The 24,932-nt window shown below is 52.9% G+C and carries 21 protein-coding genes and 1 tRNA gene; 10 read left to right on the top strand and 12 right to left on the bottom strand.

Features of this window, described 5'->3' with window-relative positions:
- Positions 1-18: 18 nt before the first annotated feature.
- The 3 genes from DK872_RS18715 to DK872_RS18705 all read right to left on the bottom strand — a co-directional run bounded on the left by DK872_RS18715 (position 19) and on the right by DK872_RS18705 (position 2,901).
- Complete coding sequence (locus DK872_RS18715) at positions 19-627, bottom strand: DUF2238 domain-containing protein (RefSeq protein WP_071532026.1); 609 nt, start codon at positions 625-627, stop codon at positions 19-21.
- A 65-nt stretch (positions 628-692) separates the two neighbouring features.
- Positions 693-2,648, bottom strand: coding sequence for a tetratricopeptide repeat protein (locus tag DK872_RS18710; RefSeq protein ID WP_202626092.1), 1,956 nt, complete (start codon positions 2,646-2,648; stop codon positions 693-695).
- Positions 2,649-2,658: 10 nt separating this feature from the next.
- Complete coding sequence (locus DK872_RS18705) at positions 2,659-2,901, bottom strand: hypothetical protein (RefSeq protein ID WP_139201290.1); 243 nt, start codon at positions 2,899-2,901, stop codon at positions 2,659-2,661.
- A gap of 96 nt (positions 2,902-2,997) precedes the next feature.
- Between DK872_RS18705 and DK872_RS18700 the strand changes: the two genes are divergently transcribed.
- Positions 2,998-3,798, top strand: a complete 801-nt coding sequence (locus DK872_RS18700) for an alpha/beta fold hydrolase (protein WP_237656215.1) — start codon at positions 2,998-3,000, stop codon at positions 3,796-3,798.
- 44 nt (positions 3,799-3,842) lie between these two features.
- On the opposite strand, the gene DK872_RS18695 is transcribed toward DK872_RS18700, so the two are convergent.
- On the bottom strand, positions 3,843-4,538 hold the full coding sequence (locus DK872_RS18695; RefSeq protein WP_161518719.1) for a GntR family transcriptional regulator: 696 nt from the start codon (positions 4,536-4,538) through the stop codon (positions 3,843-3,845).
- Positions 4,539-4,835: 297 nt separating this feature from the next.
- On the opposite strand from DK872_RS18695, the gene DK872_RS18690 reads away from it, so the two are divergent.
- From DK872_RS18690 to DK872_RS18670, 5 genes are all read left to right on the top strand, one after another.
- Positions 4,836-5,621 (top strand): ABC transporter substrate-binding protein, encoded by a 786-nt coding sequence (locus tag DK872_RS18690; RefSeq protein ID WP_007372562.1) that lies wholly within the window; start codon positions 4,836-4,838, stop codon positions 5,619-5,621.
- A 4-nt stretch (positions 5,622-5,625) separates the two neighbouring features.
- Complete coding sequence (locus DK872_RS18685; RefSeq protein ID WP_007372563.1) at positions 5,626-6,600, top strand: SIS domain-containing protein; 975 nt, start codon at positions 5,626-5,628, stop codon at positions 6,598-6,600.
- 12 nt (positions 6,601-6,612) lie between these two features.
- Positions 6,613-7,425, top strand: a complete 813-nt coding sequence (locus DK872_RS18680; RefSeq protein WP_007372564.1) for a PfkB family carbohydrate kinase — start codon at positions 6,613-6,615, stop codon at positions 7,423-7,425.
- A gap of 307 nt (positions 7,426-7,732) precedes the next feature.
- A complete protein-coding gene (locus DK872_RS18675) occupies positions 7,733-10,090 on the top strand; it encodes a type VI secretion system Vgr family protein (RefSeq protein ID WP_237656220.1) in 2,358 nt (785 codons plus the stop codon).
- Entirely contained in the window at positions 10,090-11,790 is a 1,701-nt protein-coding gene (locus DK872_RS18670; protein ID WP_161518692.1) for a LysM peptidoglycan-binding domain-containing protein, read from the top strand. The genes DK872_RS18675 and DK872_RS18670 overlap by 1 nt, the downstream gene beginning before the upstream one ends.
- Before the next feature lie 1,022 nt (positions 11,791-12,812).
- Here DK872_RS18670 and DK872_RS18665 read toward each other — a convergent pair.
- The 6 genes from DK872_RS18665 to aspA all read right to left on the bottom strand — a co-directional run bounded on the left by DK872_RS18665 (position 12,813) and on the right by aspA (position 18,554).
- Positions 12,813-12,888 (bottom strand) — tRNA-Phe (locus tag DK872_RS18665).
- A gap of 105 nt (positions 12,889-12,993) precedes the next feature.
- Complete coding sequence (locus DK872_RS18660) at positions 12,994-13,569, bottom strand: transcriptional regulator (protein WP_007372700.1); 576 nt, start codon at positions 13,567-13,569, stop codon at positions 12,994-12,996.
- Between the two features lie 46 nt (positions 13,570-13,615).
- Positions 13,616-15,319 (bottom strand): protein-disulfide reductase DsbD, encoded by a 1,704-nt coding sequence (locus DK872_RS18655; protein ID WP_161518691.1) that lies wholly within the window; start codon positions 15,317-15,319, stop codon positions 13,616-13,618.
- The gene (cutA, locus tag DK872_RS18650; protein ID WP_007372702.1) at positions 15,295-15,618 is read right to left on the bottom strand and encodes a divalent cation tolerance protein CutA; all 324 of its coding nucleotides are present in this window, start codon (positions 15,616-15,618) and stop codon (positions 15,295-15,297) included. The genes DK872_RS18655 and cutA overlap by 25 nt, the downstream gene beginning before the upstream one ends.
- A gap of 85 nt (positions 15,619-15,703) precedes the next feature.
- Positions 15,704-17,005 carry an anaerobic C4-dicarboxylate transporter gene (locus tag DK872_RS18645; RefSeq protein WP_007372703.1) on the bottom strand — a complete coding sequence of 434 codons (1,302 nt, stop codon included), beginning with the start codon at positions 17,003-17,005 and terminating at the stop codon, positions 15,704-15,706.
- Positions 17,006-17,117: 112 nt separating this feature from the next.
- On the bottom strand, positions 17,118-18,554 hold the full coding sequence (gene aspA, locus DK872_RS18640; RefSeq protein ID WP_007372704.1) for an aspartate ammonia-lyase: 1,437 nt from the start codon (positions 18,552-18,554) through the stop codon (positions 17,118-17,120).
- A gap of 338 nt (positions 18,555-18,892) precedes the next feature.
- Between aspA and DK872_RS18635 the strand changes: the two genes are divergently transcribed.
- Positions 18,893-19,363 carry an FxsA family protein gene (locus tag DK872_RS18635; protein WP_161518690.1) on the top strand — a complete coding sequence of 157 codons (471 nt, stop codon included), beginning with the start codon at positions 18,893-18,895 and terminating at the stop codon, positions 19,361-19,363.
- Between the two features lie 29 nt (positions 19,364-19,392).
- Here the strand turns inward: DK872_RS18635 and yjeH are convergent, their stop codons facing one another.
- Positions 19,393-20,649, bottom strand: coding sequence for an L-methionine/branched-chain amino acid transporter (gene yjeH / locus DK872_RS18630; protein WP_090398351.1), 1,257 nt, complete (start codon positions 20,647-20,649; stop codon positions 19,393-19,395).
- A gap of 252 nt (positions 20,650-20,901) precedes the next feature.
- Here yjeH and DK872_RS18625 point away from each other — a divergent pair, with 252 nt between their 5' ends.
- Entirely contained in the window at positions 20,902-21,195 is a 294-nt protein-coding gene (locus tag DK872_RS18625) for a co-chaperone GroES (protein ID WP_007372708.1), read from the top strand.
- 39 nt (positions 21,196-21,234) lie between these two features.
- Positions 21,235-22,881: a chaperonin GroEL gene (gene groL, locus DK872_RS18620; protein WP_007372709.1), complete on the top strand. Its 1,647-nt coding sequence runs from the start codon at positions 21,235-21,237 to the stop codon at positions 22,879-22,881.
- A gap of 108 nt (positions 22,882-22,989) precedes the next feature.
- Here the strand turns inward: groL and DK872_RS18615 are convergent, their stop codons facing one another.
- Positions 22,990-23,547 (bottom strand): winged helix-turn-helix domain-containing protein, encoded by a 558-nt coding sequence (locus DK872_RS18615; protein ID WP_007372710.1) that lies wholly within the window; start codon positions 23,545-23,547, stop codon positions 22,990-22,992.
- 651 nt (positions 23,548-24,198) lie between these two features.
- On the opposite strand from DK872_RS18615, the gene DK872_RS18610 reads away from it, so the two are divergent.
- Positions 24,199-24,555 (top strand): DUF4156 domain-containing protein, encoded by a 357-nt coding sequence (locus tag DK872_RS18610; RefSeq protein WP_007372711.1) that lies wholly within the window; start codon positions 24,199-24,201, stop codon positions 24,553-24,555.
- Positions 24,556-24,932 lie beyond the last annotated feature (377 nt).

The following is a 24,932-nucleotide window of genomic DNA, read 5'->3' as shown; positions in this document are numbered from 1 at the left end:
CCACCCTCACCGCACGTTTTACTTTTTAAGCAAGTGTGTATGCCAGCGCCCCAGCAGTAACACGCTAGTCAGCGAACCGAGCAGGGCGCAGAACATATCTGACTGCGTATCCCAGGGATCGCCCTGCGTTCCGAGAAACTCATCGGCGCCCTGGCCCATCGCCAGCGCCGCCCACCACTCGATCAGTTCATAGGTGGCGCTGATGGCCAGCGCGATGCAGCAGACAATAAAGTCGAGCATTTTGCCGCCGCGCACGTACTGCCCGCGCAGCAGGATCTCCCGCGCCGCAAGCGCAGGCACCAGCCCCTGAAAGAAGTGGCCGAGCTTATCGTACGGGTTGCGGCTCAGGCCGAATAAGTGCTGCACATCAAAACCAATGGGCACTTTGGCGTAGGTGTACATACCACCCACCATCAGGATGATGGCGTGGAAGAAAATCAGCACATAGAGCAGCGAAGTGAGCGGATAGCGCCGCCAGGTGGCGAGCAGCAGCGGCACCACGATCAGCACGGGAATCACTTCCATCAGCCAGGTGGTACGATCTTTGGCAGAGAGACCGGTATAGAGAAGGATCAACAGCAGCAGAAACGCTGCCGTGTTCAGCGCAGTGCGATTCACAGGCTTCATCAGCGAAATGTCCGTTTCGGTAAAAAGGTCACTATCGTCGGAAAACCGTTAGAAAACAATAAGACTCATCCTTCGCTAGGCGTTTCTATCCAGGCCTGCAAGGCGCTGGCGGTGTTCTCCAGCGTGGTTGCCCAGTCGTCAATGGCGGGCTGGCGGAACAGCCGCATGCCGGGATACCACGGTGAGTCGTCCCGTTGCATCAGCCAGCGCCAGTCCGGAATAAATGGCAGCAGCGTCCAGCAGGGGCGCTGCAACGCACCGGCCAGATGTACCGGCGAGGAGTCCACGGAGATCAGAAGATCCGCCAGCGACAGAATGGCCGCCGTGTCATCGAAATCCTCAATTTCCGCGCTGAGCGCTTCTGTACGCATCCCTTCCGGCGGTGTTTGCTGGCTGGCGTCGCCTTTCTGGATCAACAGAAAAGTGGCATCCGTACGGGCGAACGGCGCAAATTGCGCCAGTGACAGCGAGCGGCGGCAGTCATTGACGTGCGTCGGGCGACCGGCCCATACCAGCGCCACCCACGGGCGCGGTAACCCGGCAAGACGCGCCTGCCAGTGCGCCAGCCGTTGTGGATCGGCATGCAGATAACCCGTCGCGGCCGGTAAATCCGCCAGTTGAATATTTAACAAGCCAGGCAGATCCATCAGTTCGCAATAGGCGTCAAATGCCGGGGGCAGTTCGCCGCGACCGAGCATCTGCTCATCGGGAAAGGCGCGGCGTATCAGCGCCAGCAACTGCGGATGTACATCCAGTACAATGCGCGCCAGGCTCTGGCGTTTTGCCTGTTGCACAAAGCGGATGAATTGCAGCGTATCGCCGAACCCTTGTTCATCGAAAATCAGTAGCGTTTTGCCGGGCAGCGGCTGGCCTTGCCAGCGCGGCGCTTGCTGCACCCGCCGCGACATGTCACGGGTATGCGGCATCTGATAGCGGTGGCGGTATTCACGCCAGCCGTTTGGCAGATCGCCGGTCAGCAGCAGGGTTTCGGCCAGATCAAAACGCGCTACCGCATCGCCGGGCAGATGATCAACCAGCATTTTCTGGATCGCCAGCGTCTCTTCCAGCTGGCCTTGCGCCCGCAACGCCAGCGCCAGCCGTTGCCAGATGGCCAGTGGCCCATTACCGCTGCTGACAAACGGGCGCAGCAGCGTTTCGGCGGCAAGATAGTGACCTTCATCAAGTAGCGGCTGAACCTGTTGCAGTATGCCGCTGAAGTCGGTCGGGGCGGCCTGGCGATTACGGCCCTGCAACTGCCGTAACTGCGCCTGTTTTTGCTGTGTTGCCGGGTGCTGCGGTGCCAGCCCCTGCAAACGTACCAGCGCCTGCTCTGCGGCCGTAAGATCGCCACGCGCAAGGTAAATGCTGACCAGCGTCATCCAGCCGCCGACCAGCCGGGGCTCCTGTTGTAACGCGCGCTGGCAGTGTGCCAACGCCTGTTCCGTATTTCCGCTATCAAGCAGCAGCCCGGCAACGTTGTTATGGATTGACGGCTCATCCGGCGCGAGCGTCAGCGCGCGTTGATAATGGGCCAGCGCATCATCAACGCGGCCGAGACGACGCAAGGTGTTGGCCAGGTTCCCGTGTGCCTGCGCAGCGCCCGGCGTCAGCGCCACGACTTTTTCCAGGCACAGCACGCTCTCAACCAGTTTTTCTTGCTCCTGCAATAAAATGCCGAGGTTGTTCCAGCCGTTCACCAGCGTGGGATCGAGGCTGATGGCTTTTCGCGCCCACTGTTCACCTTCGGCGCGCTCGCCCTTTTGCCGGTACATTTCCGCCAGATTGCTGGCGTAGAGCGCGGAGAATTGCGGGGCTGAACAGGCTTCACGCAGATGGGCGATGGCGCGATCAAGATGACCGCAGGCGTGGGCGATAAGCCCGAGCAGATGCAGCGCATCCGGCTGGCCAGCGTGTTGTGCGAGGATCTGGCGGCAGTAGTGTTCGGCCTGCGGCGCTTGTCCTGCATTCCAGTGTTGCCACGCAAGGCGTAGCGCTTCCTGCAATGTCATCTGTGTTGTCATAGAGAAACCATCAAAGCAAAAACGGGAGCCGCTGCGGCAGGTTAGGATTGTGCAGAATATATTTATCAGCACGGGCTGTAAGTCTGCGCTGATAGCGCTCGCCCGACCAATCGTATCTTACACATACTTTATCAGGGCTGACGATGCTGACATAACAGGCACAGAAGTGAAGCTCTGTTTTGATTGTGCCGATAGTATTACGAGAATCAACGGCGCCAGGCCTGCTGGTCACACTTGTTTCAACGATTTTCATTGCCGCCTGATTGCACACCGTATAACCGACGTACGCTGATTAAGTGAAAAACGCATGATCAATATCTGTAAAAATTTGCGTCCCGGAATGCTGATAATGCTGGTTTTTCTGGCCTGCGGATGCGCCGATCGGGATGCGCGAATTTCTGCCAGCGCGTTAGCGCAACGTGCAGGCATGAGCAGCGAAAATGTGCAAACAAGCCGCTTTTTGCTGCGGACTTTCAGTAAAACGACACCGTCAGCAAAGGTGTTGCGTGTCTATATCGAAGGAGATGGTTTTGCCTGGGTAAGCCGGACGCAGCCGTCAAGCGATCCCACGCCGCGCAACCCGGTCGGATTACAGCTGGCTGCGGCGGATCCTTCGCCTGATGTGCTCTATCTGGCGCGCCCCTGCCAGTATATTGGCCCACCGTTACCCGCAGAATGCACCGTGGAGTGGTGGACGGACAAACGCTTCGCGCCGCGAGTGATTGCCGCCATGGATGAAGCGCTGAGCCGCTTTGTCAGACGCATGCCGGGTGTGCAACTGGAACTGATTGGCTACTCCGGCGGCGCAACGATTGCGGCGCAGCTGGCGGCACGTCGGCACGACGTACGATCGTTACGAACAGTGGCCGGGAACCTCGATGTGGCGATGGTGAATCAGATCCATCATGTTTCGGCCATGCCGGATGCCGCCAGCGCGATAGATGTCGCGCCGCAGCTTTCCGCGTTGCCGCAGATCCATTTCAGCGGCACCGAAGACAGCACGGTGCCACTGTCGGTGGCGCAGCGTTTCCAGCGGGCAACAGGGACGCGCTGTGCGCAGGTGATACAGATTCCAGGCATGCGCCACGGCAGTGACTGGGCTGCACAGTGGCCGGATTTGCTGACCAGGCTGCCAACGTGCCGCGATTGAGGCAGAACGTAAAAAATCGGCTGCCGGTTATTTTTACCTTTGTATTATGTCCCCGCGTGAAGGTTAACTTCCTTCAGGCCACCATTGATGCGGAAAGCGACGCGTTGCGGATGATTAACCGAGACCAGATATTCAATTGGCTGATGCTGGCTATCGTATATCACACCACGATAGACCAGCGCCGGGCTCTCTGGCTTTGCCTGCAACAGTTGATGCTCCTCTTCGCTCATCGTCGCTGCCCGGATGGTCCCTTCATCGTAAACATCATGAATAGCGTAACGCTCAGCCAGCAGGCGATAAAGAGAGCCTTCTTTTTCTAACATATCAGCGCTCAAATCTGCGACACGGGCTTGAGGTAAATAACTGGTTTCAAGGCAGAAAGGGTATCCATCAGCCAGGCGCAGGCGTTTGATCATCACTAAAGGATCGCCCTCTTCAATGTGCAGCAGCCGTGCAATGCGGGCGCTGGCTGCGGAAATATGAAAGTAGATCAACTGGCTGCTGGGTACTGCGCCATTCAATTCAAGAATTTTACTGATACCCAGCGCAGGTTGCAGAGGGCGTTCAATCGCCGTATCGACCAACCAGGTTCCCTGATTACCCCGTCTTTCCAGCATGCCTTCGTCAATCAATTCGGTGATGATTTTTCGCACTGTCACACGGCTGATCCCTAACAGCTCGCTTAACTCGCGCTCTGCGGGGATCTGATCGCCGCTGTTGAAATCGGGTGAATTGAGTATTCCGAGTAATTTTTTGCGCGCGTCGAGATAGCTCCTGCGCGGCCTTCTGGTCTGTTTTACTGGGCTATTCATGGTCTGTTTTGTTTCGGTTATGGAAAGCAAAAAATAGGAAATCAATCATTTGATTATACAAAACAAAAATCATTGATATCGGTATGGCGTGACACTCAGCATAACATACCACGGCAATTTTTTTGGTCATTATTCGCGAATTATTGTTGCTATATCCGCCAGATCGAGCGTATATCAATCTTCGTGGTATGTTTTTTGGTATTTTTAAATATTTGGGGAACAGCTATGAAAATTAAAAAAGCCATCGCCGGGCTTGCTTCAGCGATAGCAATGTTAGGCTGCATACACACGGCGGTGGCTGCGGATCAACTGCGTTTTGGTATCGACCCGACCTTCCCACCGTTTGAATCGAAAAATGCCAATGGTCAGCTCATCGGTTTCGATATCGACCTTGGTAATGCGATTTGCGCGGAAATGAAGGTGCAATGCTCCTGGGTACAGAACAGCTTCGACGGGCTTATTCCGGCACTCCAGGCAAAGAAATTTGATGCCATTCTTTCTTCTCTGTCGATCACTGATGAGCGTAAAAAAGCCATCTCTTTCAGTGACAAACTCTTCAATACTCCCGCATTCCTGGTTACCGCTAAAGGCAGTTCGCTCACCCCCACGGCGGCATCGCTGAAAGGTAAACGTATTGGCGTCCAGCAGGGTTCGGTTTTTGAAAGTTATGCCAACAAATACTGGCGCAACGCGGGCGTTGAGGTGGTTGCTTATCCTGATGCGGAATCGGTCTATGCCGATCTGATTAATGGTCGCCTCGATGGCACGCTGGATGATGCGGTGGTGATCACTGAAGCGCTGTTGAGCAAACCACAGGGCCAAAACTTCACGCTAATCCAGCCGCAGGTCAAAGATGATGAGATCTTTGGGCCTGGTACCGGGATCGGGTTACGGCAGGATGATAAAGATTTGCAGGCCCGTTTTAACAAGGCGATCGCCGCGATTCGCGCCAACGGAACCTATGATCGTTTAGCGAAAAAATACTTCAATTTCAACATTTACGGTGATTAACGCCATGCAGACCCAATCCATCATTACCTCCCTGATGAGCAGCCATTTTCAGGATAAGCCGCTGCGTCAGGTTTTCCTGGTCGCTTGCGGTGGCTCGCTGGTAGATATGTATCCTGCTCATTATTTTCTCAATGAGCAGAGTGAAAATCTGCGCTCATGGATGATGACTGCCAATGAATTTGTGCATGCCGCACCGCGCGCGTTAGGTGCCTCGTCACTTGTTATTGTCTGTTCGCATGGCGGCAACACGCCGGAGTCTGTGGCTGCGGCTCAACTGGCAAAAAAACGTGGTGCTGCCACTATCACGCTTACGCACAATGCGGAAGCGGAACTGCTGCAATGGGCCGACCATAACCTGTTATATAAATGGGGTGATGATACGCTTGTCACCGAAAACCCGATGGCGCTGATCCTCAGCCTGTGCGTTGATATGCTGCATCAGGTGGAAGGCTTTGCCGAATGGCAGGCTTTCCAGCATGGTTTTGCGCAAATCGATACGGTGATCCGTCAGGCCCGCGCTAAGGTTGCAACCCGCTGCGCTGCGTTCGCAGAACGCTATCAGCATGAGTCCCTGTTCTATGTGCTTTCGAGTGGCGCCTCCTACGGTCATGCCTATGGATTCGCCATCTGCTCACTGATGGAAATGCAGCGTCTCGATGCCGCCTCTATTCACAGCGGAGAGTTCTTTCATGGCCCATTTGAAGTCACCGATAATCACGTACCCTTTATCCTCCTGATGAATGAAGGCCGCACGCGTGCTCTGGATCAGCGTGCGCAGGCGTTCCTGAATCGTTATAACGACAAAACAGAGGTTGTGGATGCCCGCGAGTTGGGCCTGAATGCGCTGCCTGCATCCGTGGTGGACTACTTTAACCCGGTGCTGTTTTACAGCATCATGTGCGACTACCGTGCGGCGCTGGCTGATATCCGCCAGCATCCGCTCTCAACCCGCCGCTATATGGGCGTGGTGGATTACTAAGGGCGGCGATCAATGAAAGTCATTGGCATAGGCGACAACGTTGTCGATAAATATGAGCACCGGCGTGTACGGTACCCAGGAGGCAACGCGCTCAATTTCAGCGTGTATGCGGCAATGCTGGATGCATCGGCTGCCTATCTGGGCATTTTTGGTAACGATGCGGCGGCCGACCATGTGATGCGTACGCTGGCAAAGTTCGGCATCGATACACGTCATTGCCGTCAGGTTGCGGGGGAAAATGGTTATGCGCGGCTGACGATTGAGCAGGGGGAACGGGTGTTTCTTGATTCGAACCTCGGCGGTGTGCGTCAGACGGAATCGATGGACTTCATTTTGCAAAAGATGGACTGGCTTAATGATTTCTCGCTGATCCACACCAGCAGCTACAGCTATATTGATGCGCAGCTACCTGCGCTGGCGACGTTATCCGGATGGCTTTCATATGATTTCTCAGATGACTTTGTCATTGCGCAGGCGCTGCCATTATGCCGCTGGCTCGACGCTGCATTTTTCTCCTGTGCGGAATGGTCGCTGGTAGAAACACGTGAACTTCTGGTGCAGGCGGTGCGGGCAGGCAGCGGTTTGGCGGTCGCGACGCGTGGCGAGCAAGGCGCACTCCTGTTCGACGGTAAAAACTGGTATCAGCAGGAGCCGGAAACGGTAACACCAGTGGATACATTAGGTGCGGGTGATGCATTTATCACTGCGTTTCTGCTCCATTTACGTCAGCACGGTAATATCGCCGCTGCACTGCAGGCTGCTGCGCATTTTGCAGCGAGAATTTGCCTGGTGGACGGCGCCTTCGGCGAAGGCGAAGCTTATTAACCCCGCAGGAATGTCTCAGCTTTTGAGTGGATTCCCCTTCGTTAATGGAAACCGCTCATTCTGCTGTTTTTGCAGCAAAAATGATGGTCTTGCTCAACGAGCAGTCTTGATGCCGACTTCGGTAAGTCTGGCGTTTCGTTAATATTATTTCTGATTGCCGGTCTGATGACAGAAGGCGCTGCTACTTATTATTGAAGTGTGTAAGTAACTGATTACTTGTGTGGGCTGGTTAATTAAAGAACAATAAACTTAATGGAAAGGTGGGTTTATCGCCGGAAATTTACTTCATTAAGGATAAAGCATGCTGATGGATCAGTCTGCATTCACCGGGAAAGGTTCCTTATCCCGTTACACGCTGGATATCAATCACAGCGCCGTCAGACCGGATGTCTTACGGTTCAGGGGAACAGAAGCACTGAGTCAACCCTTTTCATGGCGTATTGAATTCACCACGCCACAGGTTGTTCAGGGAGAGGACGTATTGCTGAAATACGCCAGTTTCCATATGCGGGGCTGCAAAGTGGTGCATGGCATCATTACCGGTCTTGAATGGCTCTCCACCAGTGCTGACCAGTCACATTACGCCGTTACTCTGGAATCACGCCTTGCTCTGCTCTCCCGCTCCCGTCGCTGCGCTATTTATCAGCACCTTTCTGTACCTGAAGTGGTGGCGCAGGTGTTGCGTTCTCACGGGCTGGAGGGGGCGGATTTTGCGTTTACGCTTTCCCGGCATTATCCGGTTCGTGAACTGATAACCCAGTGGCGTGAAACCGACCTGCAGTTTATTCAGCGCATTCTGTCTGACGTGGGCATCTGGTTCCGTCAGGAAATAAATGACGTTACAGAACTTGATGTTACGCTCTTCGGGGACAGCCAGCTCCACTATATCTTTAACGGTGCCCTGCCATACCATGAACCTTCCGGCCTGCATGATGGTGCGGAACTCTGCTGCTGGGGTGTGCGCACATGGCATAACGTGGTGACGGAGAAAGTTTCGGCCCGTGATTACAATCCTCGTAAGGCACTGGATCCAATGGATGCTGCTGTCTCTGTGCGTTCCCCAGTCGTTACGACAGGCGAGCATTATCGTTATACGGAACCTTATCTTAACGCCGGAGATGACTCCGACCCGGAGCCTGAAACTGAAAGTGGAGCCTTTTATGCCCGTATTCGCCATGAGCGCGAACTGAATCAATTCGCTTACCTTCACCTGTTCAGCAACGCTTACTGGCTGAGTCCGGGGAGGGTGTTTGACCCTGTTGGTGCAAATCTGCACGACCTTAAAGACGGGGTGATTATCGCCTTTACATCGTATCGCGGTTCGCGGGACACCCGCCTGTATGTGTCGGTGTGGGGAATGCCATATCGGGAAGAATACTGTTTCCGTCCTGCTGAAATTCCTCGTCCCGGGATTCACGGTACGATTCCGGGTCGGGTGGAAAGTCGTGACAAAAACAATCCTTACGCGTATCTGGATGAAACCGGGCGTTACCGGGTACGGATGGACTTCAATCTGGAAGAGTGTGAATCGGGATTTGCTTATCCATGGCTGCGTATGATGAAGCCTTTTGCCGGAGATAAGTATGGCTGGCATATGCCTCTGACAGACGGTACGGAAGTGGGTGTGGCGTTCCTCGATGGCAACCCGGACCGCCCATATATTGCGTCTGCCTTCCATGATTCGGAACACGCTGACATCGTTACCCGTGATAACCACAGCCAGAACATTCTGCGCACCGCTGGCTGGAATGATCTGCGGATGGAAGACTTGCGCGGTGAAGAGCATATTGCGCTGACCACCCCGTATGGCGCTTCACAGCTTAATCAGGGGAATATCACTGACGAACAGGGCAAACCGCGAGGCTCCGGCTTTGAATTGCGCACCGATGAATACGGTGTGATTCGGGTGGCAAAAGGGCTGTTCGTCACCGCAGAGGGCCAGGCCAAAGCTGCTGGCGATGTGCTGGATATGGAAACCGCTCTGCGGGAAATTGAAATCTGCCGTCATCAGTTACAGGCTCTGGCCGCAGCCGCAGCCGCAGCCGCAGAACAGGCGCAGGCGCTGGAAGCGGATATTGCCAGCCAGATTGCGATGTTTAATGAACGACTGAAGCCACTTTACGGAACGATTCATTTCCATGGTCCGGCAAGTTTGGCTTTCACCAGCGGTGAACATATGCAGCTTGCCGCAGCGGAAAATATCGCCATGAATGCGGGCGGTGATATCAGTATCGGCGCGATGGGTAATGTGGCTGCGCTGGCAGGCGATAAAATCGGTCTGTTTGCCCGTACAGGAACACTCAGCGTCATTGCCAGTGAAGGTCCGGTCCAGTTCCAGGCACAGGGCGGCAACATGCACCTGAGCGCAGAGCAAACGGTGAGAATAACCAGTCTGAGTGAAATCCTCTTTCAGGGTAAGAAGCGCATCACGTTGATTGGCGGCGGCAGCTACCTGAAGTTAGAGGAAGGAAAAATTGAATACGGTACAACGGGGACGTATATCCGCAAGGTTAAACACTCCGGGCTTAGCGCCCCTGTAGCCATGCCGCTTGACTTGCCCGCGATGGGGAACGCCCCCAAACAGTTTATTGCTGTTACCAGCGGGAAGGACTGCGAGGCAGAGAGTGCGCCTGTATTTAAATTTATGCCGGAGGAGCAAGAATAATGGCCAGGGAAGACAATTACGTAACGATATTTCCGGAAGCGGAGGTGATGCCCCGTAAATTTGATGGCCTGCTGGGCTGGTCAGCCGACTGGCGCTGCGTGGTTGACCCGCACGAAAAACCCCTGACGCTGGACAGCACCGTATCGCTCAACCCGTCTGCAACCGAGGTGACGGTACAGTTTGGTGATTCGCTCAGTGAAATAGCGCAGGAGCATGGTTGCACCGTAAAAGAGCTGGTGGAGCTGAACCATCTCCGTAATCCGTCGCTTATTTTTCCGGGGCAGGTGCTGAAACTCCCCGTTCGTCAGTACCGCATGAGTCAGACGGAGATCGACACTCTGGCAGCACAAGCTGATACCTCCTGCACGCTCTCCTTTGCCTTTGAGGACCTGATAGAAAAACCGCTGCAAAGGTTTAAGGTCAGAATCGAGTCGGCGGTGGGCGATGTGCTTGAATCGGTGACGGATGAACTGGGTCGGATTCAGGATTACGTCATGGCGAAAGCGGAGGAGATCCGCGTATTTGTGAATGGCGCACACGGTATTAAGGAGGTGGCAAGATTTATACCGTCAGAAGGAAAAAGTGATATCAGACTGACCAGCCCGAAAGTACGGGTAAAGGGCGTGACTCAACCCATTAAAGACCGCGCAGGCCGTATTGATCTTGATAAACATCCTGTCAACACGGTGGTCAGTGGACGGGACAGCAAGGGCAATCCCGTTATTCAGATCAATCATACTTGTCCAAACCGGTATGATCTCCAGTTAGGGGCAAATCTGTGTTACTGGGATCAGATAATAGCCGCATCAGAACGCAGCGGGATTATTCCGCAGAGTATTGCCGCGGTTATTAATGCTGAATCTGCTCAGATTAAAGGTGTCTGGAATAAAGATTCAGTGGCAATAAGCCGGGAGAAAACAAAAGCCGCAAAGGCGTTAAAAGAGAAACAGGGCGAATCAGCCGAAGGCGTTGTGGTTTACGCCAGTTCCGCCGCAGGGATGACGCAGTTTTTAAATGCCACGTGGCTTGATGAAACCTTTCGCGAAGGGACTTATCTGAATGAGCAGGCAAGAGTTCGTGGCGTACTGGCAGATAAGCCAAAGCGGGATGCGCTGAACAATATTGAATATCACCCGAAAACCCACCAGCAAATCATCCTGCCGATGTTTGAGATATCACCTGATATATGGTGGACAAAAGAGCAGATTATCGATAACCGATTACTCAGGGGGGTAACGCCTTACCCTCCTCATGCAACAAAAGCGCTTCAGGCATGGCTTAATCTACGTTTTGAGCCGGAATTTATCATTATGGCGGCGGTGGATTACGGGCTATATAACCTCGCTAAGTTACAGGCAGCAGGCTACAACGTGGAAAGCCTGAACGATGCAGAAAAGGCGAAGATCTTTTATCTGACCCATCATCTGGGGCTTGGCGATGCAAAACGGTTTATCAGAAAAACCATTACAGAGGAAAATGCACATAAATTACTGGTGGCGCAGGTTGGGGCTAAAAAGGCTGCCAAATCAGTTAAAGGTTATGGGAGTTATGTTCAGGGTCATAGGGTGTGGTTATCAGATTACATTAATAACAATATCAATCTCCAAAATTTTTATTGTCCGAAAATAGAGTTCACAAAAAAACAGGCGTCAGGTGGTTTAGAAGTTGTAATAGAAAAAATAAAAGGAGACACTAAGTAATGGTTTTACGTTCTATAATTGCAGGACTGGTATGGATATCCTCCTCATCATATGCTTTTGAAAAATGCACTCAAAGGACAAATTGTGATAATACAACGTTAGGGAAATTAGAGTATATTTGGGGTCAAGAATCGAACGATAAAAATCGCATGTTACACTCAATGGAAATAATATACTCACTGTGGATGGTAGCCAGATTGGTCGGGAGTCTAATGGAGATAGTTTCATTTTAGATAAAAATAACAATGTAAGCAGAATTATATTTATTTCCTCAATACTCCGCAATATATAAAAACTGACCCTAAATACGGAGATTTGTATCGATACAGAGCCTATAGGCTTTTTGATTTTTCAGGTAAAGAGGTTGTGATCTCAAACGAGTTTTACCCACCTGCGAATTATGATACCCCTTTAAGATGGGTGTCGTGGGGGCAAAAAAACTCTGTGATTGCCTTTGATGATGGTTCCCGTTTCAAATATGAAAATGGTCGCGTGACGATGATTGATGATGGTTCCGGGACTGAGGGAAGTGAATGATTTATTGTCGGAGTTTTTATTTGGTGTTAGGTGTCCGATGGCGCTGAGAATAGCTCGTTATCCCCTAAGGTTAGGGGATATATATGGTGAGGCGATAAATTGAAAATGAATGATTATCGCAATGTAATAAAGGGAATCAGGCTTTATGTCAGGAATATGAATTGATGGTGGAAAAACTGCAAAGTGATTCTGTATCTGAATGGCGCAGGATTTCGGGCAGAGTCATAAAGGTGAAGATCTCTGATTTAGCATTATGCTGATTTTGGACCTGGGTCAAATATGGCCGGGGTCGCAAAAGTGCGTGGAATTAAAACGGGTGCGCTTACACCCGGGCCTGGACTAACGCCGTCAGGCGTTGAACAGCGAGCTTGTCGCGCTGGCCCCGAAGGGGTGAGCCGCTTGCGGCGAATAATCGAATGAAGTTCGATGGAGAGTCCGGAAGCAGAAAAGCAAAAACCCAGCCATAGGCTGGGTTCTTTAAATAGTGGTGCCCGGACTCGGAATCGAACCAAGGACACGGGGATTTTCAATCCCCTGCTCTACCGACTGAGCTATCCGGGCAACGGGGCGCATTAAACCCTAATCGTCTTAAGGCGTCAACCTTATTTCTAAAAATGCTATCCAGTTGCTCAAGTTTGCGGCAATCAGCGCGATTGCGCAGCGAAATCAGGTTAACGCGCCGCCCTGGCGGCAGCAGGCGAAACGCAGAATATCTTCTGCCAGCCGCTGCGCCGTATCGACATCGGCCTGGCTGCGCTTAACCAGCATCCGGCTCAGACACCCTTCCAGCACCAGTTCCATCTGCTTCGCCACCATCGCCGGATCGTCAACTTCCAGCTGCGTCAGCACCTGGTGCGTAAAGTCGTAAGCATCGCGCTTTTGCTGATCTGCCAGTTGATGAATTGGGTGCCCGGGGTCGGGAAAGAAAGTACATGCGGCGATAAACAAACAGCCGGGATAGCGGTTGTTGCTGACGCATTCAGTCAACGCGCCGTAGCGAGCCAGCAGCTTCTGCTCATGAGTCAGCGTCTCATCCAGCAACAGCTGTCTGCGCCAGGCATCAATCTGCTGGCTCAGATAACGCAGCGCATCATAGAGCAGGGCTTCTTTATCCGGCCAGAAACGGCGCAGCTCATTGAGGGGATAGCCGATGCGATCGGCAACCATCTCAAGAGTGGTTTCGGCAATCCCTTTTAGCTCAAGTAATTGCAAAGTCTGGCTCAAAACGTCTTCGCGTTGCACGGTGTTCTCCTCCGTTATCTGAAGCGAGCTCCCCAAACAGTGTTGTTTATGGGGTGCGATTGCGCAAATGCGCGGCAAAGGTTGCCGCATCCATAAAACCGGTCACCCGGTCGGCGGGCTGCTCTGCGCCTTGCGCGTCGAAAAAGAGGATCGTCGGCAGACCAAGCACATTCAACTGGCGCAGCAGCGCGGCATCCTGCGCGTTGTTCGCCGTCACGTTGGCCTGCAATAACACGCTCTCTCTCAGCGCCGCCTGCACTTGCGGGTCACTGAAGGTGTACTTCTCGAACTCTTTACAGGCTACGCACCAATCCGCATAAAGATCCAGCATTACCGGCCGACCTTTTGCCTGCGCCAGCGCCTTGTTCAGATCATCAACGGTCTGGATCGGGGTAAACGCCAGCGGCAAGTGCGTCTGTACGGCGGGCGCGCCAAACGCCCAGTCCTGCAATGGACGAGCACACACCAGCGCAGCGCCGAGCAGGGCAATTTGCACGACACGTATTACCGGGCGCGTCACGTTGAGGCTGGAAATGAACGCCCAGGCAAAAAACGCCAGACCCAGCAGCGACCAGAGCCGCAATCCCCATGTATCGCCCAGCACGCGCTCCAGCAGGAGGACGGGCAGGGCGAGGATAACAAAACCAAAGGCGATTTTGACCTGCTCCATCCACGGCCCGCTTTTCGGCAGCAGCCGGTTGCCGAACACCGTTACCAGGATCAGGGGTAAACCCATGCCCAACGCATAAAGATAAAGTGTGCCGCCGCCGAGCCACAGATTACCGCTCTGGGAGATATAGAGCAGAATGGCGCTCAGCGGCGCGGTGGTGCAGGGCGAACAAATCAGCCCGGCGATTGCGCCCATGGCGAACACGCCGCCAGGCGATCCGCCCTGCTGGCGGTTACTCCACAGCGTTAAACGGGTTTGCAGTGCGGATGGCAGTTGCAGGGTAAACAGGCCGAACATCGACAGCGCCAACAGGCTAAAGAGCACGGAGAGCCCAATCAGCACGTAAGGATGTTGTAATGCCGCCTGAAACGATAACCCGGCAGCGGCGACAACCAGCCCCAGCGCGGTGTACGTCAGCGCCATTCCCTGTACATAGATAAACGCCAGCAGCAACGCGCGTGTGGTAGACAGGCGCTGTTTGCCGCCCAAAACAATGCCGGAAATCAGCGGATACATTGGCAGTACACAAGGGGTAAACGCGATGCCAATACCGATAAGCAGCGCCCAGAGCGCGGAAAAAGGCAGTGAGGCTGCAGGCGTGTCGTTTGCGGTAACCGGCTTTTCGGCGGGCGCTGGCGCAGTGGATTGCGTGGCGGCAACCTCCATCAACGGCACGACTTTGGTTTCCGGCGGATAGCAGAACCCGGCGTCGGCGCAGCCCTGATAAGTTACCGTCAGCGTCGCGCCTTTTGTCGCCTGCGTCACTTCAAGCGGTAGCGTGAGTTGCTGGCGGTAGATCTCGGTTTTGCCGTAGAACTCATCTTCATGCATCTCCCCGTCAGGCAACGCCAGCGTGCCAATATGGGCCTGATTCGGGGTGACGCGAATTTGCTGGCGGTAAAGGTAGTAACCCTCTTTCACCTGCCAGTTGAGCGTAAGGTCGTGCTGATGTTGCTGAAAATCAAAAACAAACGCTTGATCGGCAGGGACAAAACTGGAGCGACCAGGCGCGTCGAATAATCCGGCAAAGGCGGATGTGCTGCACAGCAGCAGGATCAGCGTAAGGATGCGTTGAGCCATGAGAGGTAATCGTAATCTCCGTGGGTAACGGGCAAAGCCAGTAGTTCCGGGGTCTGGTACGGATGGTGCGATTTAATGCAGGCGAAAAGATCTTCCAGATGCGCGACGTCAGTTTTCAGCAGTAGCTGAACTTCGTACTCCTGCTCCAGTTTACCTTCCCAGTAATAGAGCGACGTTGCTCCCGGCAGAATAGTGACACAGGCGGCAAGCTTATCGGCCAACACCTTGGCGGCCAGATCCTGGGCAGTGGCTTCATCCGGGGCAGTGCAGAGTACAACAACGGCATCAGGCGTGTTCATCGTCAACCTCGTAGCAGCGAAAGTATCGACTATACCACGCGAAGGAAAAGGATCGGGCCGCCGCGCGGCCCGATTTTAAGGACTTTTACAACAGAATACCGCCAAAGATGAAGCCCAGAATGACGCACAGGGCAATGGCGATCACGCCCGGGATGAGGAACGGGTGGTTAAACACGAACCTGCCGATGCGCGTTGAACCGGTATCGTCCATCTCAACCGCCGCCAGCAGCGTGGGGTAAGTGGGCAGCACAAACAGCGCGGAAACCGCCGCAAACGATGCAACGGCGGTCAGCGGCGAAACGCCCAGCAGCAGCGCGGCAGGCATTAGCGCTTTGGTAGTTGCCGCCTGCGAGTAGAGCAGTGTCGCGGCGAAAAACAGTACCACGGCCAGCAGCCATGGATAGTTATGCAATAAGTCACCGGCCACCACCTGAATATCTTCAATATGGTGTTTCACAAACGTATCACCCAGCCAGGCGACGCCCAGTACGCAGATACAGGCGCTCATGCCCGATTTAAACGTACTGGCGTTCAGCACTTCGCCGGTGTCGATTTTGCAGGTCAGGCAAATCAGCGTGGCGATGGTCAGCATAAACACCACAATTGCTTCGTTACGCGGCAGTACCGGATGAGCAATCAGCCCTACGGTTGGGCTGATTGCAGTGGCGTACAGCATCACCGCCACAATGCCAATCAGGAACAGCAGCACCGAGCGTTTAGCGTGGGGTTTCAGTTCAAATACCTGGCTGCCGCGCAGCTTCACTTCACCTTTCGCCAGACGTTCCTGGTACACCGGATCGTCTTTCAGCTCGCAGCCGAGGAAGTTACACACCACGGCGGTGATCATCACGGCAATCAGCGTGACAGGAATACAGATCGCCAGCAGCGTCAGGTAACTGACACCCAGCGGTTCAAGGATACCGGCAAAAAAGACCACGGCGGCAGAAATAGGCGAGGCAGTAATGGCGATTTGTGAGGCGACTACGGCAATCGACAGCGGACGCGACGGGCGAATACCTTGCTCTTTCGCCACTTCGGTAATCACCGGCAGCGTCGAGAATGCGGTGTGCCCGGTTCCGGCAAGGATCGTCATAAACCAGGTGACCAGCGGCGCAAGAAAGGTGATGTATTTCGGGTGGCTACGCAGCATGCGTTCAGCCAGGCTCACCAGATAATCCATGCCGCCCGCCACCTGCATCGCGGCGATAGCGGCAATAACGGCCATGATGATTTCGATGACGTCAAAGGGAATGGCGCCAGGCGGGATTTGAAAGAACAGGGTCAGGACAAGAACGCCAAGGCCACCCGCAAACCCAATGCCGATACCGCCAAGCCGGGCGCCCAGGTAGATGGCTAATAAGACGAGGACAAGCTCTGCTGTAAACATAGTGGCTTCCTTGTTTAACTAAGTGATATTAAATCGTTATATTTTAGTTACTATCCATAAGAAAAAAGGCACGTCGCGAGTGACGTGCCTTTTATGTATTTACGTACTGAATTTATTGTTCACTTTCATCGGTATAACGCTTTGCTTTATAGGCCGGATGCATCAAGTTTTGCGCGGAAAAGATATCATCCAGTTCTGCCTCAGTCAGCAGACCGCGCTCCAAAACCACTTCCCGTACGCTTTTGCCCGTTTCGGCGCAAATCTTGCCAACGATATCGCCGTTGTGATGGCCGATAAACGGGTTGAGGTAGGTCACGATGCCGATGGAGTTATAGACATAACCTTCACACACTTCTTTGTTGGCCGTGATGCCGTTGACGCATTTTTCCAGCAGGTTGTAGCAGGCGTTGGTGAGAATATGGATCGACTCAAACATGGCCTGGCCAATCACCGGCTCCATCACGTTCAACTGTAACTGGCCCGCTTCGGAAGCCATGGTGACAGTGGTATCGTTGCCGATCACTTTAAAGCACACCTGATTCACCACTTCCGGCACCACCGGGTTGACTTTGGCTGGCATGATCGATGAACCCGCCTGCAGCTCCGGCAGGTTGATTTCATTCAGCCCGGCGCGCGGCCCGGAGGAGAGCAGACGCAGGTCATTACAAATTTTGGAGAGTTTCACCGCCAGACGCTTCAGCGAGCTGTGTACCATCACATACGCGCCGCAGTCGGAGGTGGCTTCAATCAGATCTTCCGCCGGCACGACCGGCAGGTTACTCACTTCCGCCAGTTTCTGCACCGCCAGTTGCTGATAGCCGTCCGGCGTGTTGAGGCGAGTACCGATGGCGGTAGCGCCGAGGTTCACTTCCAGCAGCAGCTCAGCGGTGCGCAGCAGGTTTTTGGTCTCTTCATTCAGCAGCACATTGAAGGCGTGGAATTCCTGACCGAGGGTCATCGGCACCGCGTCCTGCAACTGGGTGCGGCCCATTTTCAGGATATCCTTGAACTCCACGGCTTTGTTTTCAAAACCTTCACCGAGTTGTTTGATGGCATCAATCAGCTTAACGATGGAGGCATACACCGCGATGCGGAACCCGGTAGGGTAGGCATCGTTCGTGGACTGGCATTTGTTGACATGATCGTTCGGGTTGAGGAACTGGTAGTCGCCTTTCTGGTGGCCCATCAGTTCAAGCCCAATGTTGGCCAGCACTTCGTTGGTGTTCATGTTGACGGAAGTACCCGCGCCGCCCTGATAAACGTCTACCGGGAATTGATCCATGCATTTGCCATTGTTCAGGACCTCATCACATGCGGCAACGATAGCGTTCGCGATATTTTTAGGAATGGTTTGCAGCTCTTTGTTCGCCAGGGCAGCCGCTTTTTTTACCATTACCATGCCACGGACAAATTCAGGGATGTCACTGATTTTGCTGTTGCTGATATAAAAGTTTTCAATCGCTCTCAGAGTATGCACGCCATAATAGGCATCCGCTGGCACTTCCCTGGTACCCAACAAATCTTCTTCGATACGAATGTTGTTTAACATGTGAACCTTCTTTTGCAAGCTACGAATGAATACACCAAACACACAGTATTTATGTGGATGTGTGTCTTTTTCGACCGACGATTATGCCCTTAATCGGTCGGATACCCGAGATTATATGCTGGATATGATCAAATGCCGTAATCTCGATCACTTATTATCCTCGTGAATGCATCATTATTAATAATATGTGAAATGTGTCACCGCTTCGTAACAGACAAAACTTTACATCGCGGCGGAAATTGAATTTTTTCGATCTGCCGCCATCTCAGGACTATGCGATTCGCAAACCCTTACTGACAGACGCCACAGGGCGTCTGTTTTTTTCACAGGAGAAGCCAGTGCGCTGGATACCGTTTATTGCTTTTTTCTTATACGTCTACATTGAGATATCGATCTTTATTCAGGTTGCCCATGTTTTTGGCGTCCTGATGACGCTCATTCTGGTGCTCTTTACCTCAGTGATTGGTATGTCGCTGGTGCGTAACCAGGGCTTTAAGAATTTCATGCTGATGCAGCAAAAAATGGCGGCGTGTGAAAGCCCGGCGGCGGAGATGATCAAAAGCGTATCGCTGATCATTTCTGGTCTGTTGCTGCTGCTGCCGGGGTTCTTTACCGACTTCCTCGGCCTGCTGCTGCTGTTGCCGCCGGTGCAAAAACACCTGACGCTGAAGCTGATGCCGCATCTGCGCTTTTCGCGGATGCCGGGCGGCGGTTTTTCGGCAGGAGGCGATGCGGGCCAGACATTTGAAGGCGAGTATCAGCGCAAAGACGAGCAGCGTAATCGGCTGGATAATAAAGACGACCGCTAATGTTGATGCCCGGCACCGCCGGGCTTTTTTTATGGCTGTACGGAATGGATCGTTGTGCTGCGGCGCTTCGGCAGAAGTAACCACAGCGCGGCCAGCATGATCACCGCGTACAAACTCTTCCAGCCAGGGATTACCAGCAGTAACAGGCACAGCGCGCTGCCGACAATCGCCAGCGCTTTATAGCGCCCTTTCAGTAAGCGGCAACCTGCCAGCATGCACAGCAGGTAGATCATGATGAAAATGCCGTTGGCGTAGATAATCAGCGTATCCAGATTAATGCTGAAAGCGTAGATGACGAGGGTGCACACCATGCAGCAGAACAGCACAGCGTTGAGCGCATTCACCGGCAACTGGCGTTTAGAGAGCTTTGCCAGCGCGCTCTCGGGCTTATATGCCGCCTGCGACCACACCAGCCGGGCGAAGCTCTGGATATAAATGTTCAGGCTGGCGAAGCAGGCCAGATAGCCAATAATGCAGGCTATCCACAGCGCCTGCTTACCGAACAGTTCAACGACGATTGCCGGAAGCGATGCTGCTGCGCCGAGCGTGCGCCAGACATCAAAATGCAGCACCACCACGGTACAGGCCCAGTAGACCGAACCCGCCAGCAGCAGGCCAATCATCAGCGCACGCGGGAAATCCCGCTCCGGGTTTTTGAATTCCGAAGCCAGATGGGCGAAAGCCTCCAGGCCGACAAAACACCAGAACATCACCGCCAGCGATGCCGACATCGCGGAAACCGACACCTGCGGCAGCGGAGGGAAAGGAATATCGCGGAAAGTGATGCCGCCACGCCACCAGATAGCGACGATTAACGCCACAATCAGCCCGGCGATAAGCGACTGTAAATTGGCGCTGGAACCTGCGCCGCGCGTACCGATAAACCAAATCAGCACCAGCGTGCCAAGCTCAGCCATGAGTAATAGCGGCCCTTGCCAGCCAAACATGCCTTGCCAGAAACCTGCGGCAATATGCAGGGCTGCCGGCAGACCGACCGGGATCACCGAGAGAAACAGCCAGCCGGTGACCCGCTCAAGCCGCGGGCCGAACGCCAGACCGACAAAATGGGCGACGCCGCCAGCGCTTGGGAAATGACGGCCAAGCACCGCAAACACAATCGCCACCGGGAACACCAGTAAAATAAGTACCGGCCATGCCCACAGGCTGCTGTCGCCTGCGGCCAGCGCCGCCAGCGCGGGTACGGCAAATACGCCAGTGCCGAGTAAAGACGTTGATAACAATCCAATGCCCTGCGCCAGCCCCAGCTCTTGTTTTAATCCACTCATTGTCTTTGTCTGTCGGTTGTCTGTTGCGCTGATGTTATCACAATCGGTTTTACTTATGGCTGCGCCAGCACCTGCCAGCAATAGTTGAGGCAGCCTGGTTTGGCGGGTGAGCCAGATTTCATAAATTTTTTTTGTTGTTCCCCCTTGAAGGGAGAAACAGCTAACCCCATCTCTCTGGTCACCAGCCGGAGAACCGTTTGCGGCCCGGCGCCATCCATAACTGATAAAGACTTTCTCAAAGGAGAGCTATCAATGAGTATTCGTCCGTTACATGATCGTGTGATCGTCAAACGTAAAGAAGTTGAATCCAAATCTGCTGGCGGCATCGTTCTGACCGGTTCTGCAGCAGGTAAATCAACTCGTGGCGAAATCATCGCTGTCGGTAAGGGCCGCATCCTGGAAAACGGTACCGTTCAACCACTGGATGTGAAAGTGGGCGATATCGTGATTTTCAACGATGGTTACGGTGTGAAAGCTGAAAAAATCGATAACGAAGAAGTGCTGATCATGTCCGAAAGTGACATCCTGGCAATTGTTGAAGCGTAACAACGCGCGCGAACCTGAACGAATTTAAGGAAAGAGAAAATGGCAGCTAAAGACGTAAAATTCGGTAACGACGCCCGTGTAAAAATGCTGCGCGGCGTAAACGTTCTGGCAGATGCAGTGAAAGTTACCCTCGGTCCAAAAGGCCGTAATGTGGTTCTGGATAAATCTTTCGGTGCACCGACCATCACCAAAGATGGTGTTTCCGTAGCACGTGAAATCGAACTGGAAGACAAGTTCGAAAACATGGGCGCGCAGATGGTGAAAGAAGTGGCCTCCAAAGCGAACGACGCTGCGGGCGACGGTACCACTACTGCAACCGTTCTGGCGCAGGCAATCATCACTGAAGGTCTGAAAGCCGTTGCTGCGGGCATGAACCCGATGGACCTGAAACGTGGTATCGACAAAGCTGTCGCTGCTGCGGTTGAAGAGTTGAAAGCACTGTCCGTACCGTGCTCTGACTCTAAAGCTATCGCTCAGGTAGGTACTATCTCCGCAAACTCCGACGAAACCGTGGGTAAACTGATTGCGGAAGCGATGGATAAAGTGGGTAAAGAAGGCGTGATCACCGTTGAAGACGGTACCGGCCTGCAGGACGAACTGGACGTGGTTGAAGGTATGCAGTTCGACCGTGGTTACCTGTCTCCTTACTTCATCAACAAGCCGGAAACTGGCGCAGTAGAACTGGAAAGCCCGTTCATCCTGCTGGCTGATAAAAAAGTCTCCAACATCCGCGAAATGCTGCCGGTTCTGGAAGCCGTTGCAAAAGCAGGCAAACCGCTGGTTATCATCGCTGAAGACGTTGAAGGCGAAGCGCTGGCAACGCTGGTGGTTAACACCATGCGCGGCATCGTGAAAGTCGCTGCTGTTAAAGCACCGGGCTTCGGCGATCGTCGTAAAGCTATGCTGCAGGACATTGCAACCCTGACCGGTGGTACCGTGATTTCTGAAGAAATCGGTATGGAACTGGAAAAAGCCACCCTGGAAGATCTGGGTCAGGCTAAACGCGTTGTGATCAACAAAGACACCACCACCATCATCGATGGCGTGGGTGAAGAAGCTGCAATCCAGGGTCGCGTAACCCAGATTCGTCAGCAGATCGAAGAAGCGACTTCCGATTACGACCGTGAAAAACTGCAGGAGCGCGTAGCTAAACTGGCTGGCGGCGTTGCCGTTATCAAAGTTGGCGCAGCAACTGAAGTTGAAATGAAAGAGAAAAAAGCACGTGTTGAAGATGCGCTGCACGCGACCCGTGCTGCCGTTGAAGAAGGCGTGGTTGCTGGCGGTGGCGTTGCGCTGATCCGTGTAGCAAGCAAAATTGCTGACCTGAAAGGTCAGAACGAAGACCAGAACGTCGGTATCAAAGTTGCGCTGCGCGCAATGGAAGCACCGCTGCGTCAGATCGTGCTGAACTGCGGTGAAGAGCCGTCTGTAGTAGCGAACACCGTTAAAGCTGGCGACGGCAACTACGGTTACAACGCTGCGACCGAAGAGTACGGCAACATGATCGACATGGGTATCCTGGATCCGACCAAAGTGACCCGTTCTGCTCTGCAGTATGCGGCGTCCGTTGCTGGCCTGATGATCACTACCGAGTGCATGGTAACCGACCTGCCGAAAAGCGATGCGCCTGATTTAGGTGCTGCTGGCGGTATGGGCGGCATGGGCGGTATGGGCGGCATGATGTAATCGCTGCCGGACGCGCGAACAGGGTGACCTGTCGCGGGTTCAACGAAAAAGAGCGGGCATTGCCCGCTCTTTTTTTGCTTTCTGCTTTGCCCATGAATATGCATGAAACTATACCGGCAACGCTAACTCTGAAGGCACCTGCACGTTCTGGTGCCAGCTTGCGCGAGGCTGAAGGCCTGGGGGAAAATTGCAGATGCCTGTGCGGCTCTGCCAGACGCCAGCCAATAGCATGAAAAGCACTACCAGTAGCAACAATAACCCTAACTTTTTACAGTTTCTGCATATTAGCGGTGCATCTGCCCTTACTCCACTATTGGCGAATTCTTTATTGGCAACAATATGTATATCCGTGCTTAGTAAAAATCCTGTCTTAGGAATGGTTTTAATAACTTGAACGCCTAATCCAAAATTAGATAACATTCTACGTAACAGCGAAATATATTGATTTAGTGTATTGTTTGACGAATGCTGACCATATTTACCCCAAACCGCTTTCAAAATATCATTGCGCGTTAAGATTTTTCCTTGATTCTCAATTAAGAAAGTCAACAATCTACTGCTGGCGCGAGTCAGCGTTAAATGGCTTTTTTCGCTTTCAACTTCGTTATTCCAGATGGTGCCATCGGCAGGCCTGAAATGGATTTTGTGATTAATGATAAATATCATAGTCGTACCTTGCATGGCGATGCTTATTATGGTTTTAGTTATCCTGCATTAATGAGTTAATTAAGAGTTGTTGTTACCACGAACTATTATAGTGGTTACGATCTGTTTTTTAATGAGTGTCCCATTGATGATCCCGTTCAATGAATTTTTGCGGTGTTACCATACTGTCTATCTAATATATGTTGTCAATGGTTTTGGTGATGGTTTTCCCGCGCGGAGGGGTTAATCAGATTATTATGAGCGCCAGGTTTTTAATATGTTACGGTTTGCAGATTCAGGCGATGTGCTTGATATTGTTTTTATCGTTACCCGGCATATTATTTCATTGCCAATTATCGGTTGATATATAATCGCTTAACACGCTGTATTTAGCACTGGGTACTGTTTGAGGTGATGAGCGTTGGCGGTGAAAAAACAGGCGGAACGCCCTGCGTGAAACGTAAACCTCAACCAGCATGGCTGCGTTGAAGCGCTGCTAGCCTTTCAGAGCGTTGTTCTCCCTCCAGCCTCATCGTTGCTATACGCTTTCCTGGCACTATTTTCCGCGATTTGTGCGGCTTATGCTGAGTATGTTTTTCTTTTAGTCATCTTTTTAGTATAAGGTTTACACACGGGCGGCATGCGTCCAGCTCATTGATTATGGGGAATAACATGTACGTAAAACGTTTGGCTGGGATTATGGGCGGCGTGCTGCTGTTAGCGGGTTGCAGCAGCAGCAGTAGTGAATTAAGCGCCGCAGGACAAGGCGTACGCTTTGTGGAAGATAAACCGGGCGCGCAGTGCCAGTATCTCGGCACCGCCACTGGCTCGCAGAGCAACTGGCTCTCTGGCCAGCATGGCGAAGAGGGCGGTTCAATGCGCGCTGCGGCGAATGCGCTGCGCAACCAGGCGGCTGCGATGGGCGGCAACGTTCTTTATAACGTTTCCAGCCCGACGCAGGGTTTCTTATCCAGTTTTGTCCCGACCGCCAGCGAAATGAACGCGCAGGTCTATAAATGCCCTAACTAAGCTGTTTCTGCGGACTCCCGCTCATGCTGACGGGAGTCCGTTAATCGCTTCATTCCATTATTTATTCCTCTTTTCCTGACTCTTTTTTTCATAAATTTTGTCAGTTAATCCGTCCTGAATATTAAGTTTTCTTAAGGTTAAACACCATTTACTGTTTCTTTGCTGAGAAGATACTGCGATCACTAAAGTATGCGGTTTTATTGTCGATATTGTTGGCAGGATGCAAAAATAAAAGGACTTTAAAACAGGGTACCTTTGGTGGATGTGAAGAGGGTCGGAGAGTCGATGAATATTACAAAAAAGTTATTACTTGCATTTTCGTTATTAATCTTGAGCTTAATTGGAACAAACCTTATTGCTGTTTTTTTTTTTTTTTT

This window comes from Kosakonia sp. MH5 (assembly GCF_009935945.1).
GTDB lineage: Bacteria > Pseudomonadota > Gammaproteobacteria > Enterobacterales > Enterobacteriaceae > Kosakonia > Kosakonia radicincitans.
This window is presented reverse-complemented; position numbering and strand designations above follow the sequence as displayed.